The organism is Psychrobium sp. nBUS_13, from assembly GCF_051201665.1.
Lineage (GTDB): Bacteria > Pseudomonadota > Gammaproteobacteria > Enterobacterales > Psychrobiaceae > Psychrobium.
In genome coordinates, this window is the sequence record NZ_CP179210.1 from 2699522 (window position 1) to 2716236 (window position 16715).

Sequence of the window (16715 nt, forward strand, 5' to 3'; positions counted from 1 at the left end):
TCGATAGAGGAACAAGTATGAAAACTACCCGACACTGTCTCGCCACGGATTTAAAAAACAATCCTGAGCTCATCAAACAGTACAAAGCCTATCATCAGCCCGGTAACGGCTTTCCTGCCGTTGCTAAAAGTATTCGTGATGCTGGTATTGTTGAAATGGAGATTTACCTGATTGAAAATCGATTGTTTATGATCATGGAAGTCGATGATACCTTTGATGCGCAGGCCAAAGCGGCCTCCGATGCCCAATGTCCAGAGGTGCAAAAATGGGAAACCCTGATGTGGCAATTTCAACAAGCATTACCTTGGGCAAAAGACGGTGAAAAATGGCTGCCGATGGAACAAATATTTAAGCTAACAGAACAACCATAGCATCGGGTAGCCTATTAACTTCTACCCAGCGGCCACCAGATAACTGCGCGCTAACCCTACTTGACGTTAGCGCCGCTTCGTATTGCTACCTTCGCACTATGGACCGAAAAATGACCTTCCCCTCGCATCTCCATTATCAAACACCTTTAGATTTACATTACTTTACACAAAGAAAAATAGAAAATTAACAACATAATTACAAATACTTATAAACATTCTCTATCGAGACTTCACGTAATTTATTTCTCGGATGATTGACAACCACCTCGCAAAACAATAATGTACTTTATAAATAATACACAAAAGAGCGTTGGGATGTTCCTTCACAAAAATGCGTTAACAATGTTTTGCAGTACATGTGCGTCATTAATATTAATGACGGGCTGCAATGCCACCGAGACAAACAACCAATCAGACAATCCCCGTAAAAACCCAAACATACTGTTTATTCTTGCTGATGATTTAGGTAAAGAGTGGATAAGTGCCTATGGTGCGCAGGACATCAATACACCACACATCGACGCACTGGCAGATCAAGGTATTCGTTTTGATAACGTATGGTCGCACCCTCAATGCACACCGTCACGGGTGTCTTTAATCACCGGACAATACCCCTATAGAAACGGTTGGGTTAATCACTGGGATGCACCGCGCTGGGGTCATGGTTATCTCGATTGGGAGAAAAACCAAAGTGTCGCAAAAGTTATGCAAAATGCAGGGTATGCGACCGTGGCAGCAGGTAAATGGCAAGTCAATGATTTTCGCATCGAACCCGATGCAATGAGCAAGCATGGCTTTGATGATTATGCTATGTGGACGGGTTATGAATCGGGCGTACCGGCCAGCGCTAAGCGCTATTGGGATCCCTATATTCACACCAAGGAAGGCAGCAAAATCTATCCTGGTGAATTTGGTGAAGATATCTTTGCCTCGTTTTTGCTCAATTTTATTGAGAAAAATAAGCAGCAACCATGGTTTGCCTATTTCGCCATGAATTTGCCTCACACGCCCTATACTACCACTCCCCATAAACCGAAAGTCACGGGTAAACTCGACCAGCACAAAGCGATGGTTGAATATGCAGACATCATATTAGCGCGGATAATAGCCCGTTTAGAGGCGATTGGAGAACGCGAAAATACCATTATTATTTGGACCACAGATAATGGCACCAATAAAAGTCTCGTTGGGACACTCAATGGCCGTAAGGTACGTGGCGGCAAGCAAAAGACTACAGAAAATGGTATAAACTCACCCTTTATCGTCAATGCACCGGGCTTAGTACCCCAGGGCGTTGTTAGTGATACCTTAGTGGATTTTACCGACATATTACCCACGTTTGCTGAGTTAGCAGCTACTAAGGTGCCAAGCGATTATAAGCTCGACGGTCAATCCTTCGCCTCATACATTCTCGATAAAAGGCCCGACGGTGCGCGCACGTCGATTCTTTCGATGGGGGGCATGAATGAAGCAGCGGTGTCAGACAATGGTATTGAGAATAAATTCGTATTTAGAGACAGAGTTATTCGCGACAAAAGATACAAGCTCTATGTCAACGCAACACAGCCACTGTCTTATGAAAAACTAGTTGATTTAAAAAACGATCCCGAGGAAAAAGTTAACCTAATCCACAGCAAGGATCCCGAAATTGTCGCAGCAAAAGCCGCGCTAATCAAAGTAGCGCAGGCACAACCCAAACGAGATAACGATCCTAGTTACCGAAAAAGGCAAGCGTTAAGCTGGGATGTACCGGTTACGGTGAAGTCACAAGATTGGAAACAATAGACCCGCAATACATTGATTTTTGGTTAATTGTATTGCAGTTATAAGTTATTAAAAAAACAAGGTATAAGAATGAATTTTATTAAAAAATCCTTCATGGGCATGACGGCGTTAATGCTGGCACTAAGCGCGAGTGCTAGTGATAATCGTCCTAATATCGTACTCATATTGGCCGATGATGTTAGCCCTGATATGTTTAGTATCTACGGTCAAGAAGGGGCCGCCAAGACGCCAAATATTGATAAATTGGCTGAGCAAGGGGTACGTTTTCAAACCACCTACGCCACCGCGAAATGTGGTTCGTCACGTGTTGAGATAATGACAGGACGTTATGCGCAAACAACGGGGGTTTACACCAACGAAATTTGGCTCGGCAATGCGCGAAAAGAAGTCTACAGCGATAACATTCCTTTTAGCCGTGTCCTAAAAGACGCTGGCTATGCCACCGGTATTACCGGTAAATGGCATGCGGGCATCCAAATGCCCTATGAAGACGTACTCGCATTTGACGAACATGCACTATGGGAAGGCACAAAAGAAATTGCGAAATTAGCGGGTTCGCCTAAATTTACCGGCCTAATGGAAGATAAGAAAACTACGTCTCGTTATTGGCACCCAGGTTATGTCGTTAATGGTAAATTGCTTGATACTAAACCCATGGACTATAGCTTAGATATTGAAGCGGATTTCATCATGGCGTTTATGGAGAAAAATGCAAAAGCAGGTAAACCGTTCTTAGCCTATTGGCCAACGGTAGCACCACATGGCACCCGAACCGGTATGCCAACTAATCCATTGCGTGGTAAACCCGGTCTGCTTGGACAAGGTAAAAAAATCAAAAAGAAAGACAAGATCCCAGGTGAAAATCACGCCCGATTTGTCTCGCTGATCCAATACCTTGACTTAAAAGTTGGTGAGGTCGTTCACAAAATTAACGAGCTCGGTATTGCCGATAATACTATCATCATCTTTTTGTCGGATAATGGCACGGCCGTAACCGCGAAAACGCGCGGCGTAGAACGCGGCTCTCATGTTGTACATATCGCTGCCGGTGCAGGTATAAAACAGCGTGGACTAACAACCGAGTTATCAGATTTTTCAGACATCACCCCGACCCTGATCGATTACGCAAACGCCTGGGACTTTGTACCTAAAGGTCATTCGTTTAACGGTAAAAGCTTAGTTCCCTTTTATCAAGGCGACACAGATACACATCGTGAATGGATTTATGGCTACGCTGGTACATCGCAATTATTACGCACTAAAAACTATATGCTGGAAGTGGTTAATCCCATCATGAACATGCCACGCGGCCGATTCTATTACACTGGAGAACATCGCTTTGGCTTTGGTTACAAACTGGTCGATGGCTTGCCAGAGCACGCTAGTGAACGTGCAAAATTTGATGACATTCTCAACCAATTACCCCCATTAACGCGAGCCGATACACACTGGCAAACAAAATCGGGCAAACGTGTGCTTAAAACATTGTCTAAACCAAAAGTTATAAAGAAGCATTTATATAATCATGCTGATTATAAACGCTACGATGAAACGTATCGTGGCGATGGCTCATCAAAGCCTTAGTTGATGTTTCGTTGACAGGCTATGTTTGACATGTCAGCGCTTATACCAATTGCATTAAGTAAGTGATCTTGTTGTGCGTAGAGAAAATCAGCTAAAACAAGGCGCTCGATTGACTAATAGCTGGCTATTAGGATTGAGAGCAACGCCATTTTAGTTAATTTTAACAAGTACAAGTGGGCAAATATTTAATGCAATTAATGGTATTAGTTTAACGAAGAAGATAATAGCGAATTTTAACAGAAAAAGGGGCGTACAGTTAATCTGTAAGCCCCTTTGTTTTAACGTTGTTTTGGATTATTCTTCCAAGCCATGTGCCGAGCGCAATAACGTGCGTTTTGCAGAATTGAGGTGGGTTTCCATCGCGGCTAAAACACCTGAGGTGTTATGTGCTAGTAACTGCGTAATAATATCGACGTGCTCTTGCAGCGCGACTTGATTTCGCTCTAATTCATCGCCTTTATTCCACTGATAGTGGTAATGGCAAATAAGCGATACCACATCAAAAAACTGCATAAAAAACCGATTGTCCGACGCCCGCTGCACGATATAATGAAATTTACGATCTAATTCACTAAGTTCTGTATAACGATTTTCAACATCAGCTAACACTTCAACATGCTTATCAAGCAGCTGGGCAAGCTCTTTCCAAACGCCGTCGTCACTAGGCACTGCCATCAGTTTTGTGATCGAGCTCATTTCTAATATGCGTCTAAACTCAACTAACTCAATGGCAAATTTCTCATCAAATTCAACCATTTGCCATTTGGCTCTTGGTTTTTTCTCAATCAACCCAAAGCGTGAAAATTTGATTAAAAACTCTCTCACTGTAATTGTATTGCAGCCAGATGCTTTAGCTAACTCCAACTCAGAAAACTTCCCGCCCGGCAATAGTTTTCCATCATTGATTAAATCTAAAAAGTATTTTTCGATGATTTCTTCTTTCGATGAAACGATACCACGGGTATCAAAATAATCTGAAGTGACGGGGGCACGAACAACAAGCTTTTGATTATCGGTAATCTTGATAACCCCTTTTTTTTCAAGCTCTTTTAACGCTGTTCTGATGGTTGTTCGACTAACATTAAGCTTCTTCGCTAACGTGTTGTCCTTTAATACGACGGAGCTAACATCATCAAACTCAGCAAGCGATTGTAAAATACTATTAGTGGTGGTTTGAATTAAGTGGCTTTGCATTAACGGATCCTAGTCAATATAAACACGAACGGTTGCATTTATTAATGTTGTTTATTAATAGTAACACCTTAAAAGTCTTTTACTGGCACTAATTTTTGTTTTTATTTGATGTAGAACAAAGTAAGAACCTGTTGGCGGTGACATATGTCGAGCCGTATTTTAGGCATCCATGCCTACTGAATTGGCGCTATAGAGGTAATGAGCAACTACAAGATAACAACCCCTAAGGAGACTATGACCAAGTGATTACCCTTGATATCTTAGTTAAGCTATTTTAAGCGACAAAAATCAAGCGATAATTTCGAATCTCTCAATTTAAGCATCAATGACAATATGACTAGCAGCACCAACAAACAGTCTAAGCTGCCGCCAGAAGACACCGCTTCATTCGCCACTCCGTCATCGGTACTGCCATCGATGTTACTATTAGAATTAGTAGTACCATCAACGCCATTGTGCGTCCCTGAATCGCTGTTGGTATTGCTATCGGCATCTTCTCCTGAACCACTGTCGGTATTGGCATCACTCGCCGAATCGGTATCGCTGTTGTCAGAGTCGGTATCAGTACTGGCATCACCAGTTGCATCGCTATCGCCACTGTTATCTAAACCGCCGCCGGTATTGGCATCACTCGCCGAATCGGTATCGCTGTTGTTATCTGCACTGGTATCACCAGTTGCATCGCTATCGTCACTGTTATCTAAACCGTCGCCGGTATTGTCATCACTCGCCGAATCGGTATCGCTGTTGTCAGAATCGGTATCAGTGCTGGCACCTGCAACCCTAATCACTAAGGTAACTGTCGAGGCGCCTCCCTCAGCATCACTCACCCTAACGACAAAGCTATTTTCTCCTTGATCACTGCTCGTTGCGATACCCGATAGAGCACCATCTTTGGCAACGTTAAGCCAATCAGGGCCTGAAACTTTATCAAACGTCATAGGATCGCCCTCAGTATCATTGGCATCGGTAGCTATCGACGATTGATAAGCAAGATCCTGTGTCGCTGTCGCTTTATGTAATGTGTTACTTTTAAAAACAGGCGCGCTATTTCCTTTTATGGGAGCCTGAGCTTGATATTCAATAATCAATTCAGGTTGATTCACCCCTTCCCTTGAAACCAATTCACGGCGAGAATTTAACGCATCCCGTTTGAGCGCCAGTGACAAGACGCCATTTTCAATGGTCGCGGCAGACAAATCAAATGTCTGCCACGCATTGCCATTAAAATCCTGTTTAGTAATTTGGGTGCCTAATTCCGGCTGATTATTCCACGTGATTAAGTCTTCCGCCCAAGTACTATCGTCAACAAGATGCACGTTAACCTGTTTATGTTTCAGTCCTTGATCATTATAGAGTCTTAGTGTCGCTGAAATAATCGTGCCGGGCACATCAATGTCAAACTTCAAAAACGCAATGCGCTGCTCATAAGTGCCACCGATAGACTCTGGCGTCACCAAACGAAGTACCTTTTCACTGCCTTTATTGGTATTGGGTTTAGCACTATCGACGTAAGCATCTGCACTGGCACCAAGGGTTGTTTTCACCGGATTGGCGTCGACCATAAAGTGCCACTCATCTCCCGTAATGGTGCCCTGTGGCGTGATGGCATCGATCCGCCAAAAATACGTTTTGCCAATAGTGAGTGGCCCTGGTGAAAATATATTATTTGTTTGTTGGCCTTTAAAATCCAGCGCGCCAGACACCGTACCAAAATACACGTTATGAGCCGTTGCCTTATAAGCTTGGCGCCACATAAGATCACTGCTTATATTACTCGTACTGCCGCTCTGATGAGGAATGGGATGCGAGGCATTTGATAGCTGGCGACCGGGGATCCAATAGTTTTCATTGCCCGATTCATACGCCCCTAAGTCAGGTGCATTGCCAAAACTAGGGTGACTATAATCGGGATCAGAAATCACTTCACCCGCATCAACTAGCACAGAATTAACCGCTGGACGAAAATCAGTATTTTTTGGATCGCGTAATAAGCTGCTGATAGTCTGCGGATGATTAACTCCATTAAAGTTAGCACCCACCACACCTGGAACTGGCGCTACGTCAACGCGATGACCAGAAATCGAGTCAGCAACATTATTTACCGTTTTCGTAAACTCATTACTTTTGTCGCCATTAGTAGCGGTGTCATCTAAGATGATTAAATCAATATTGGTGTTGTCAAATAGCAAATTATTGTAGTGCCTGTTATTGTCGCCTTTTGGATTCGCTCCACCACTATTCCACACAACGTTATGGTGAGAAAAACCATTGTCCCCCCAACGTGGTGGCGGAATAGGTGCATCAAATCGAAAACCATATTTAGGCGTATCATGTAACCAATTATGGTGAACTGCCGTCCCATCTTGCGCATCGATCCTAATTTGCAGCTGTGCGCCATCACTTTGAGCAAACCCTGTACGTGAAATATCATTGTATTGTGCAATGATACTACTATTGGTGCCTGAGCCATTGATCGCGGTCGCAATGGTTTCCGAAGTGCCGGCATTAACGATGGTATTGCGGCTAAAAAGGGTGTTGTTGCCATGAAATACAAGACTGGCACTGGGTGAGTAGGCTTGTGTTGCCGCCCAATCTATATTTTTAAACAAGGAGTTTTCGACAATGGTATTGTCGCCTTTAATTTGAAAAGCCTGCGAGTCTGAATTGGTAATAGCAATGTTACGTAAAACAAAGTTACCCGCCCCAACCGTATTTGTTAATCGCAGCAAAGACGCTTTGGCGTCCACCTCGCCCAATGCTCGCTTTGAGGCTCCCCCGTAATTAAAATGACTGTCTTGTATTGTCACTGATTCACTGGCCGTTAATTCAATGGTGGTCGCAAAAAAGTTTAATCCTTTAATAACAACATGGTTCCAATTATTGGCGTTGATAACAAATTGTTGATTGCGACCGCGAATATTACCACTAGGCTTTTGACCATCTTCAGCCCAAAAATACACCGTATTCTTACTGTCAATATGCCATTCTTTATTTTGATCAAGTAGGCTCAATGCTCCTTGCAAGTAGTAATAACTTTTACTGCCCCAAAAAAATGGCGTGGTTTCGTGTTCAATGACATTCGTTCCCGCACTATGAGCGGTTACCTTGCGCGTATAGGTGTCAAAATGCCGCGTATTGGCGATAATGACCGCATTACTGGCATCGATGTTTGTTGCTGCCAAATCATGCACGCTCGGATCCGTATCTATATGGCCGTTTGTCGTTGATGCATCCAACCCTAGCGCCCAACTTTCGCGTGTATATACACTGCCATCGTCAAATCTCGCATTGGGCCAACGGGCATTCATCATCATTTCACCATCGACAAATAACTGCCATATAGGCGTAGTGATCTGCATTTTATAGATATTGCCTGTGTGATGTGTCCATTGCCCATTGAGGGCAATAGTACCATCAAAGATCACAACTTCGTCTTGATAAGCTTGAATGATAATGGGTTGCGAAGCACTACCACTGACGTTGCCACGGGTGATTTTCTCATAATATTGGCCCGCTCTTATATTAATGGTATCGCCCGCGCTTATTTGTCCTAACGCATAATCTAATGATGCCCACGGTTGTTTAATGCTGCCATCGTGCGTCGATTTATCATCAACCCCATTGGGCGCGACAAACAGTTGCGCAGCCCACGTCGGCAAGGCCAAGCCAATGAATGTACAAACAAGGACGTGACGCGTGTATTTAAGAAGGTGTTTGGCGACTTTTCTGTGAGTCTCGATACATTCATTCAGCAAGGTGCTGTGCATATTATTTACCATATATTCCTCTTTTTCTTTACAACGGCTTAATTGCTGAATATTGAAACCCAACAATATGTATATTAATTATAATAATCATCCATGTATTTTTGTAAAGAAAATTACGTTTTAAGTGTTCTAATTAAATTAATTTAGGTCAATCAATGCACGGTAGCTCGAGGATAATTTATCATTGTAAAAACCTAACTGAGTGAGAAAACTAGGTCCTAATAATGAAGATCAAACAAATAGACGGTGCTATAACACCTATTTTTTTTCCGACTTTTTTGCTTTAAAGTATTGATTCATCAAAGTCATATTGTCCTTACCAATCAGATCTTTTATTCGGCGATTAAACTGTTTATTAAAGGGCTTAATTGCTATTTTAAAAGACTTTTTGTTGCCTTTGTGTATCTGTTTTAATGCTACGTTCTTTTGCTCTTTCGCTAACAATATCTTATAAACCGCCGATTCTTGCGCCGGCGTTAAGCCAATCGTTTTCACAAATTCGGTGGTTTTGGTTTTCGCGTTTTGGGTTGCCTTATCGAGCGATGGAAATCCCCATGCGTTGCCGGAAATAATCAATAGAGCAGCCAGTAACAAAGTTAATATTTTAGACATAGTACACCTTTTAGTAATCGTTTTAATTGAGTTACTTTACGTAACCATAATCAATCTAACAAAAAAAAAACAAACTTAAAAGTGCACTTTAACTATAACAAGCATTTATTAGCAGGAAGTGATAGTCTAATTTACCCCTTAGATAAACGAGCAAAATGATGAGAACACCATTAAAAAGAATTGTAGCCTGTTTACTGTGTTGTACACCATTATCCTGTGCGACAGTCGACAGGTCGCAACAAATTAGTCAACAAACATCTAACAAGCATGCCATTAAAGAATATCAAGAAAACTGGACAGATCTCGCCTCACATGAGGCGGCTCCCACATGGTTTCAAGATGCAAAACTCGGCATTTATCTGCATTGGGGTGTATATTCGGTGCCAGCATTTGGCACCGAATGGTATCCAAGAAATATGCATTTTAAGCACCGTAAAGAATACAAACATCATATTGAGACCTATGGTGAATTAAATGAATTTGGTTACCACGACTTTGTGCCTCTCTTTAAAGGCGAACATTTCGACCCACAGGCTTGGGCAGCATTATTTAAACAAGCCGGCGCCAAATTCGCCGGGCCCGTTACCGAACATCACGATGGTTTTTCGATGTGGGATAGTGCCCTTACCCCTTGGAATTCAATGGACAGAGGGCCTAAGGTCGATGTGACAGGCGAACTAAAAAAGGCCATAACGGCGCAAGGTATGAAGTTTATCGCCACATTTCATCATTCTAAAAATTTACAGCGTTATAACAAAACAGATAACCAACCTAATGAACGTTTCAGTCGCACCCACTACCCCTACTTTGAAGGTACACCACCGACTAGCACCGATCCAGAACTAGCGTTGTTGTATGGTAATATGCCTGAAGATGTGTGGAATGAAAAAATATGGTTTGGCAAGCTAAAAGAAGTTATCGACAACTATCAACCAGACATTGTGTGGTTTGATTCCTGGTTAAATCAAGTGCCAGAGCATTACCGTAAAAAGTTTTCAGCGTACTATCTTAACCACGCCCAAGCGCTTAACAAGGAGGTGGTAATTATTCGAAAACAAAACGATTTGCCCCTATCTTTTAGTGTCGATGACTTAGAAAAATCGCGAAAAAACCATATTGGCAATGCACCTTGGATGACGGATGAAACCATCAGCAAAGGCAGTTGGTCGTATACTGAAAACTTGCGGGTAAAAAAAGCACAAGATGTGTTGCATGTACTCATCGACGTGGTCAGTAAGAATGGGACTATGTTGCTCAATGTATCCCCCAAGGCCAACGGCATCATTCCGCAAAATCAACAAGATGTTCTACGAAAAATGGGCGCATGGTTAGATAAGTATGGGGAATCCATCTATGGAACGCGTCCTTGGTATACCTTCGGAGAAGGACCAACCAAAGAGCCTGAAGGCCATTTTAAAAACCACAAAGCCTTTGCTAAGGTGAAATACACAAACCAAGATATTCGTTACACCAAAAAAGGGCAGACAATCTACGCCATCGTGTTGGGAGTACCAGACAAGAAAATAGTCTTAACCGCATTCTCACAAGAGAACCTTAATCCCAACAACATTACGCGAGTCACTCGACTCGATTCAAATCAATCAGTGTCATGGAAGCTTACTGACAAGGGCTTAGAAATTTTTACCCCTGACAGGCAAATCGACAACATGGCCACAGTGTTTAAAATTAGCAGATTGTAGCGCACGCAGTTGGAATCTAACAAAACCAGTGATAACGCTGGTTTTGTTATGTTTTTAGTATACAAAAGTCATCCAGAGCAATAAATAACATGCAGGTTACAAACGAGTCAGGCACCCTATTATTATCAAACAGCAATGTTGCAAAATTGTAAAAAACATTAATTCAAGGTAAATAAATAAACTATGAATTGTTGACAGTATTTTTATTAACCGCTAATATCACGCTGAACTTTATAGTTAAAAAACACATTTAATGAGTAACAATTACACGATAGAAAGTAATGCTCATATTAATCATTGCAATATGAATCACTAAGGTGTTGGGGAATACCATGAATAACAAATATTATAAATCTCTCGTTACCGCGGCAATTATCACCAGCCTATCTCAAACAGCCACCGCCAACGATTTAACCGCGATTAGCGCGGTTCAAGATACTTGGACAAATGATACTGGTGCGGGCTCAGGCGCAAACTACGGCACACAAACGACCCTTAGAATTGACACTAATAAAATGCGGGCGTTCATCCAATTTAACGTCACAGATATCCCTGAAAATCATTCAGTGGAATCGGCTATTTTGACATTAACGGCACAAGGGAATAAATCCGGTAACATTCCCGACGTATTTATCGCGCCTGTTGATAGTGCTCCAGACTGGGATCAATCGACACTCACCGACTTAACAGATGATGATTTAATCGCTGCCACCAAAGATAGCATTGCCAGTGCAACTGATATTGCGGTGGGTTCTTCGGTAGATCTGGATTTGGCAACAACCATTGGCGCCAACGGCATCTATACCTTCATGATTAATATGACTGATGCCGACGCACGAGCGACTAAATTCTACTCGAGTGAGGCCAGTGCAGCCTTTAGGCCAGTACTTAATATTAAAACAGTCGCTAATATTGTCTCAGATAGCACACCACCTGTGTTTCCTGATAATATTGCTCCGTTTAACGTCGATGCAACAGGAAGGACAACAGATATCAGTAGCTTCATTAGCATTAAGGCGACTGATGATACCGATGGCGAAATACAAGCCACTTTTGTGAGCGAACCCCGATTAACTTCAGGTATTCACACAATTACTCTGCAAGCAACCGATGCCGCAAATAACAAAGCTACTAAAGACATCACAGTCAACATTACTCCACAAGTCGTACTAACAGCGCCCGAAAGCTTATCACTACCACCAGGCACAACCGTTAGTGCAAGCGTCGAATTATCGGGGCCAGCAGCCAGTTATCCGGTGACTATTGATTATACTATCACCGGAGAAGCCACCGACGACACACACGCGACGTTGACATTCACCGAGCAAAATTACGCCGATGCCCAACAAATAGATATCGCGTTAAAGGATGTGGCGAAAAATGCACAAAGCGCTGTTTTAACACTCACCGATACCACGAACGTGCAAGCAAGCAATGACACTGTCACGCTGTCAGTCGTTGACACTAATCTACCGCCAAGCCTATCTCTTATACTGAGTCAGAATGAAACAACCATTGCTACCATATCGGCCAGCAATGCCAATAACATGCCTTACATTGACGGTACTAAAGGGCCTGTTTTAGTGACATTAGACATCAATGACTTTAATAATGGCGACACGCATACGGCTACGTGGTCTGACGGTAGTACTGCATTAGGTGCAGACAGTCAGAGTTTCGAACTGTCTATCGCCGAATTATCAGGGGATATTACATTAAGCGTTAGCGCCAGTGAAAATAACACCAATGAAAAATTTACCGCCGAATTATCGACTAAACTGCGCATCGTTCCAAGTGCGCTACCGCCGCTGATTCCGGATGCAGACTCAGACAATGACGGAATACTGGACACCCAAGAAGGTTTTAATGACGCTGATAATGACGGTATCGTTGATTACCTTGATAACAATGCCGATACAACACAATTGCCTTTGGCAGCAGAACAAGTACCGTTGCAAACTACGCCTGACTTAACACTGTCACTAGGAAGTATCACCACAGCGCAAGGCATCGAAGCACGTTCGGCAAATATCACCATCGACGACCTAACCAACCATGTCGCCTCCGATAGCGCCAATACAATTGATACCGCGTTCTTACCGCTTGCAGGCACCAGCCTATTTAACTTTGCGCTCAACGGTGTCACCGCCGGAGGTAAAGGAACCGTCGTTTACGCACTGCCCAATGATGTCGTTATTAGCGAAGATACAGCGCTACGTAAATACACACCAATAGCAGGTTGGACGACATTTGTCAGTGATGGTGACAACCGAATCGCGTCTGCCGCCAAAAATGAAGCAGGCGATTGTCCAGCACCATTAAGTGAGCACTATATTGATGGCTTAACCGCGGGTGATAGCTGTGTTGAATTAACCATCAAAGATGGTGGCGTTTATGACGCAGATGGCCTCGAAAATGGCACTATTGAAGATCCTGGCCTGTTCGCAGAGTCGATAACCGTACTGCAATGGAATAGCAATGTCATTGAATTACCGGCAACGAGTATCAACGAAAATGATAGTTTGTCGATGACCCGAGATCTCACGACATATTTAGTGGATGCCGATATAGACAACCTTAGCTTCACGGTTGACAGCGATGCAAGTTGGCTGAGCATAGATCAAGCAGGCATCTTAACAGCCGACCTATCAACCCTCGGCGATGGCGACCATACCGCAAACGTTATAGCCAGTGACAATAAGTTCCAAACTGCAACTATCAGCGTTAGCGTAGCCGTCGCCTTTAATTACGCGCCGACACTTGCCGAATTCGAATTACCCAACGCCACGTTAAATCAAGAATATGTTGGCAATATCGCAAGCGCTATTAGTGATCTCGACAGTGATTCATATACCATTAAAAAAACTGCCGGACCTTACTGGCTCAAAATCAATGAGATTGGTCAACTTTCAGGCACTCCGTATACGGCGAATATTGGTACCAACACGATTAAATTTAGTATTACCGATGATAAAGGCGCCGTCACATTAGCCAGTTTTGATGTTAGTGTGGTCGATGACAACAGCACATCAAGTGCAGGCGCATTCTCCATCGGCGCCATGACGTTACTGGGACTATTGGGCCTGCGTCGCAAAAAGACTAACAAGTAAAGACCACCAATAAAGCCAAAAGGCTGGTGAATGTTTCACCAGCCTTTTTTTGTATCCGATACACAACCGTCACGAACAACCTCTTACATTATAGACCTGCCCTCTCATCGTTAAAAGGTATCCCCGTTAGTGACTATTCACGTCTGTTGCAGCATGCATTGACTCTGGTGTACCAACGTGTTGCTACTGAACACCAAAGCGCTGTCAATCCCTCCCAGGCGGTCTAGAGCAGCATCCTTGCTGCACCAGCTTGGATTATCAAATAGCCACACTGTCAATTAGCTAGGTTCTTAGCAACAATTAATGGAAATATAGCCATTCCTATTAATCAAAATGGCCGCGTCAACCAATTGGAACATCACCAATGGCATTAATGTCAGTGAGCAATGTTATGACGAGAGTAAATAACGCGGTTATCATCTACCGTAAAAAATGAGCAGATATTTAGTACTAGTAATGGTGTTACGACGGTGGTAGTGGTTTATGGTTTATGGTTTATGGTTTATGGTTTATGGTAAATATAAAGCGGTTGGGAGCGCAAAAGGCCGCGTAGTTTTACGCGGCCTTTATATCGTTGATAACGATTATGACGATGGCGTCAGAATAATTGCTTTAATATCGATGTTCATGGCACGGTAACGTTGATCTTGCGCTTTAAAATCCTTGGTACTGGCTGTTAATTCAAAGGGTTGTCCCTGCATTAACGTCACTTTTTGAACCCCTGATTGGGTAAATGCCAATGTGCCTATGCTTGCGTGCCGATAGGCTAAATCCTTGCCTTTTGTGTCTTTTGGTGCTGCGGTATGTTGCTCATTACCATCAAACGCTTGCATTGTTTGCATTTTATTCCCTTTACCGTACAGCGTAAAATCGAGAGTATTTGTGCCATTGCTGAATGTGAAATCTTTGTCCTTATAGCGCATTGCATAGCTGATTTCGACCTGATAACTGCCTGCCTGCGGCACATCCAGGTACCAACTGCGAGAAAAGTCTTTCAACATGGAGCGGTAACTTTCTTTGCCGAATTTTCCGTGCTTAGTCGCCTGTTGTCCTCTCAGCGTTATTTTGCCATACGTATCACCCACACTATGCCTAGGCACAATATTTAGCTCGCCTTCATAGTTCAGTTTGATAATGCTTAAATGAGGATCTTGTTTGAGCCCTGTTAAGTTGATAATCGTGCTCTTGGCTGTTCGCTTAACGGGTAACTGATTAGTGGTGTCAGTTAGCGGTGACACCCGGATGACAGGATTAACAAAGCCAGGCAGGACTAACTTATTGTCCTTTGGCCAGTGATGAATATGCAAATACAAGGATCCCGCCTTGGTTGAGATCTGCCCCCAATCTAGTTTTAGGAAGGGATTGAGTCCGGTGCCAAAAATAGCTTCCTGATTTTGCTCAACCCATTTCCCAACACCTTCAAGAATTTGTTGCTCATACGGCACAATACTACCATCGCCTTTAGGACCAATATTGAGTAAAAAATTTCCTCCCATGCTGGCAATATCAGACAGTTTGCGTATTTGAGTCGTTACCTGCTGTTTCACAGGTAAGCCCTTCACCCAAGACTTATAACCCCACGTATGATAAAAAGTGCCCGGTGTTTCCCATGGAAATTGCGTGATAGGCGCATCGGGCACATGGTTATCAGGCATGGTCAAAAAGTCGCCTTGATTGTTCATCACACGCCCATTGATCAAGGCATTGGGTTGATATTTCTTAACCACCTCCCTAAAACGTTTACTTTGCGCGGGTGTTGGCTCGCCCATATCAAAAAACACTTCGACGATTTCACCGTAGTTTTGCATGAGTTCTTCTAGTTGTGCCACTTGAAAGTCTTCATTGGCTTTTGATACTTTTCCAAAGACACTTATTTTGCCATCGACGGGATTTCGTTCAGGGTGAGGACCATTAAAATGCCAATCCGGCGTTGAATAATAAAGCCCAAGTTTCAACCCGTGACGTTTTGTGGCGTCGCTTAACTCTTTTAATAAATCTTTTTTATAAGGCGTGTAATCTACGATATCAAAATCGGTATGCTTGGAATCAAACATCGAAAAACCGTCGTGATGCTTGGTCGTTAAAACGATATACCGCATGCCCGCCTGTTTAGCCAACTTAGCAATGGCGTCGGCATCAAAGTTTTTTGGGTTAAAGTTTCTTACAACAGCTTGATAGTCCTGTTGTGATATATCGGCGTGTCGCTGAATTTGCTCGCCAAGTTTTTCGATGTGTTGTCCTTGCCACACGCCGCCAAGATCGGCATAGGCACCAAAGTGGATAAATAAACCAAAGCGCATCGCTTGCCATTTATCGATAGCTTGCTGTGGCTGATTTATCGGCTTGTGTTGAGCAGGTGACGGTAGCGAATTATCAACGACAGGTTTGTTACACCCAGCTAGAACGGCGATTGTCATTAGACTCATGACCATTATATTTATTTTGGGCAGGTTAGCGCCAATACAGAGATTAGAAAATTGCATTAAATGTCCTTAGCGGCATCGCCTCGCGATGTATGACATCGATGGTGAGAAACCCCATCATGGAATAGAAAAAGGCCAGAAATTCTGGCCCCTTGTGGATTGATGA

Annotated in this window: 9 protein-coding genes; 5 read left to right on the forward strand and 4 right to left on the reverse strand. The window is 43.1% G+C overall.

Features of this window, described 5'->3' with window-relative positions; genetic code table 11:
* The first annotated feature begins 17 nt into the window (after window positions 1–17).
* The 3 genes from ACMAZF_RS12385 (at window position 18) to ACMAZF_RS12395 (ending at window position 3740) form a co-directional block, all read left to right on the forward strand.
* A complete protein-coding gene (locus ACMAZF_RS12385) occupies window positions 18–371 on the forward strand; it encodes an L-rhamnose mutarotase (RefSeq protein ID WP_435274126.1) in 354 nt (117 codons plus the stop codon).
* Between the two features lie 342 nt (window positions 372–713).
* Window positions 714–2156 carry a sulfatase-like hydrolase/transferase gene (locus ACMAZF_RS12390; RefSeq protein WP_435274127.1) on the forward strand — a complete coding sequence of 481 codons (1443 nt, stop codon included), beginning with the start codon at window positions 714–716 and terminating at the stop codon, window positions 2154–2156.
* A 69-nt stretch (window positions 2157–2225) separates the two neighbouring features.
* Window positions 2226–3740: a sulfatase-like hydrolase/transferase gene (locus ACMAZF_RS12395; RefSeq protein WP_435274128.1), complete on the forward strand. Its 1515-nt coding sequence runs from the start codon at window positions 2226–2228 to the stop codon at window positions 3738–3740.
* A 294-nt stretch (window positions 3741–4034) separates the two neighbouring features.
* On the opposite strand, the gene ACMAZF_RS12400 is transcribed toward ACMAZF_RS12395, so the two are convergent.
* The 3 genes from ACMAZF_RS12400 to ACMAZF_RS12410 form a co-directional block, all read right to left on the reverse strand.
* On the reverse strand, window positions 4035–4934 hold the full coding sequence (locus ACMAZF_RS12400; RefSeq protein WP_435274129.1) for an FCD domain-containing protein: 900 nt from the start codon (window positions 4932–4934) through the stop codon (window positions 4035–4037).
* A gap of 269 nt (window positions 4935–5203) precedes the next feature.
* Window positions 5204–8716: a CBM96 family carbohydrate-binding protein gene (locus ACMAZF_RS12405; RefSeq protein WP_435274130.1), complete on the reverse strand. Its 3513-nt coding sequence runs from the start codon at window positions 8714–8716 to the stop codon at window positions 5204–5206.
* 246 nt (window positions 8717–8962) lie between these two features.
* On the reverse strand, window positions 8963–9316 hold the full coding sequence (locus ACMAZF_RS12410; protein ID WP_435274131.1) for a hypothetical protein: 354 nt from the start codon (window positions 9314–9316) through the stop codon (window positions 8963–8965).
* A 155-nt stretch (window positions 9317–9471) separates the two neighbouring features.
* Between ACMAZF_RS12410 and ACMAZF_RS12415 the strand changes: the two genes are divergently transcribed.
* Both ACMAZF_RS12415 and ACMAZF_RS12420 read left to right on the forward strand, forming a co-directional pair.
* Window positions 9472–11016, forward strand: coding sequence for an alpha-L-fucosidase (locus ACMAZF_RS12415; protein WP_435274132.1), 1545 nt, complete (start codon window positions 9472–9474; stop codon window positions 11014–11016).
* Window positions 11017–11348: 332 nt separating this feature from the next.
* On the forward strand, window positions 11349–14126 hold the full coding sequence (locus ACMAZF_RS12420) for a DNRLRE domain-containing protein (protein WP_435274133.1): 2778 nt from the start codon (window positions 11349–11351) through the stop codon (window positions 14124–14126).
* Between the two features lie 584 nt (window positions 14127–14710).
* Here ACMAZF_RS12420 and ACMAZF_RS12425 read toward each other — a convergent pair.
* A complete protein-coding gene (locus tag ACMAZF_RS12425) occupies window positions 14711–16609 on the reverse strand; it encodes an alpha-L-fucosidase (protein ID WP_435274134.1) in 1899 nt (632 codons plus the stop codon).
* Window positions 16610–16715 lie beyond the last annotated feature (106 nt).

Excerpts from the sequence above, each read along its gene's own strand:
- ACMAZF_RS12385 (WP_435274126.1), top strand. The coding sequence starts at position 18 with ATGAAAACTACCCGACACTGTCTCGCCACGGATTTAAAAAACAATCCT.
- ACMAZF_RS12390 (WP_435274127.1), top strand. The coding sequence starts at position 714 with ATGTTTTGCAGTACATGTGCGTCATTAATATTAATGACGGGCTGCAAT.
- ACMAZF_RS12395 (WP_435274128.1), top strand. The coding sequence starts at position 2,226 with ATGAATTTTATTAAAAAATCCTTCATGGGCATGACGGCGTTAATGCTG.
- ACMAZF_RS12400 (WP_435274129.1), bottom strand. The coding sequence starts at position 4,934 with ATGCAAAGCCACTTAATTCAAACCACCACTAATAGTATTTTACAATCG.
- ACMAZF_RS12405 (WP_435274130.1), bottom strand. The coding sequence starts at position 8,716 with ATGGTAAATAATATGCACAGCACCTTGCTGAATGAATGTATCGAGACT.
- ACMAZF_RS12410 (WP_435274131.1), bottom strand. The coding sequence starts at position 9,316 with ATGTCTAAAATATTAACTTTGTTACTGGCTGCTCTATTGATTATTTCC.
- ACMAZF_RS12415 (WP_435274132.1), top strand. The coding sequence starts at position 9,472 with ATGATGAGAACACCATTAAAAAGAATTGTAGCCTGTTTACTGTGTTGT.
- ACMAZF_RS12420 (WP_435274133.1), top strand. The coding sequence starts at position 11,349 with ATGAATAACAAATATTATAAATCTCTCGTTACCGCGGCAATTATCACC.
- ACMAZF_RS12425 (WP_435274134.1), bottom strand. The coding sequence starts at position 16,609 with ATGCAATTTTCTAATCTCTGTATTGGCGCTAACCTGCCCAAAATAAAT.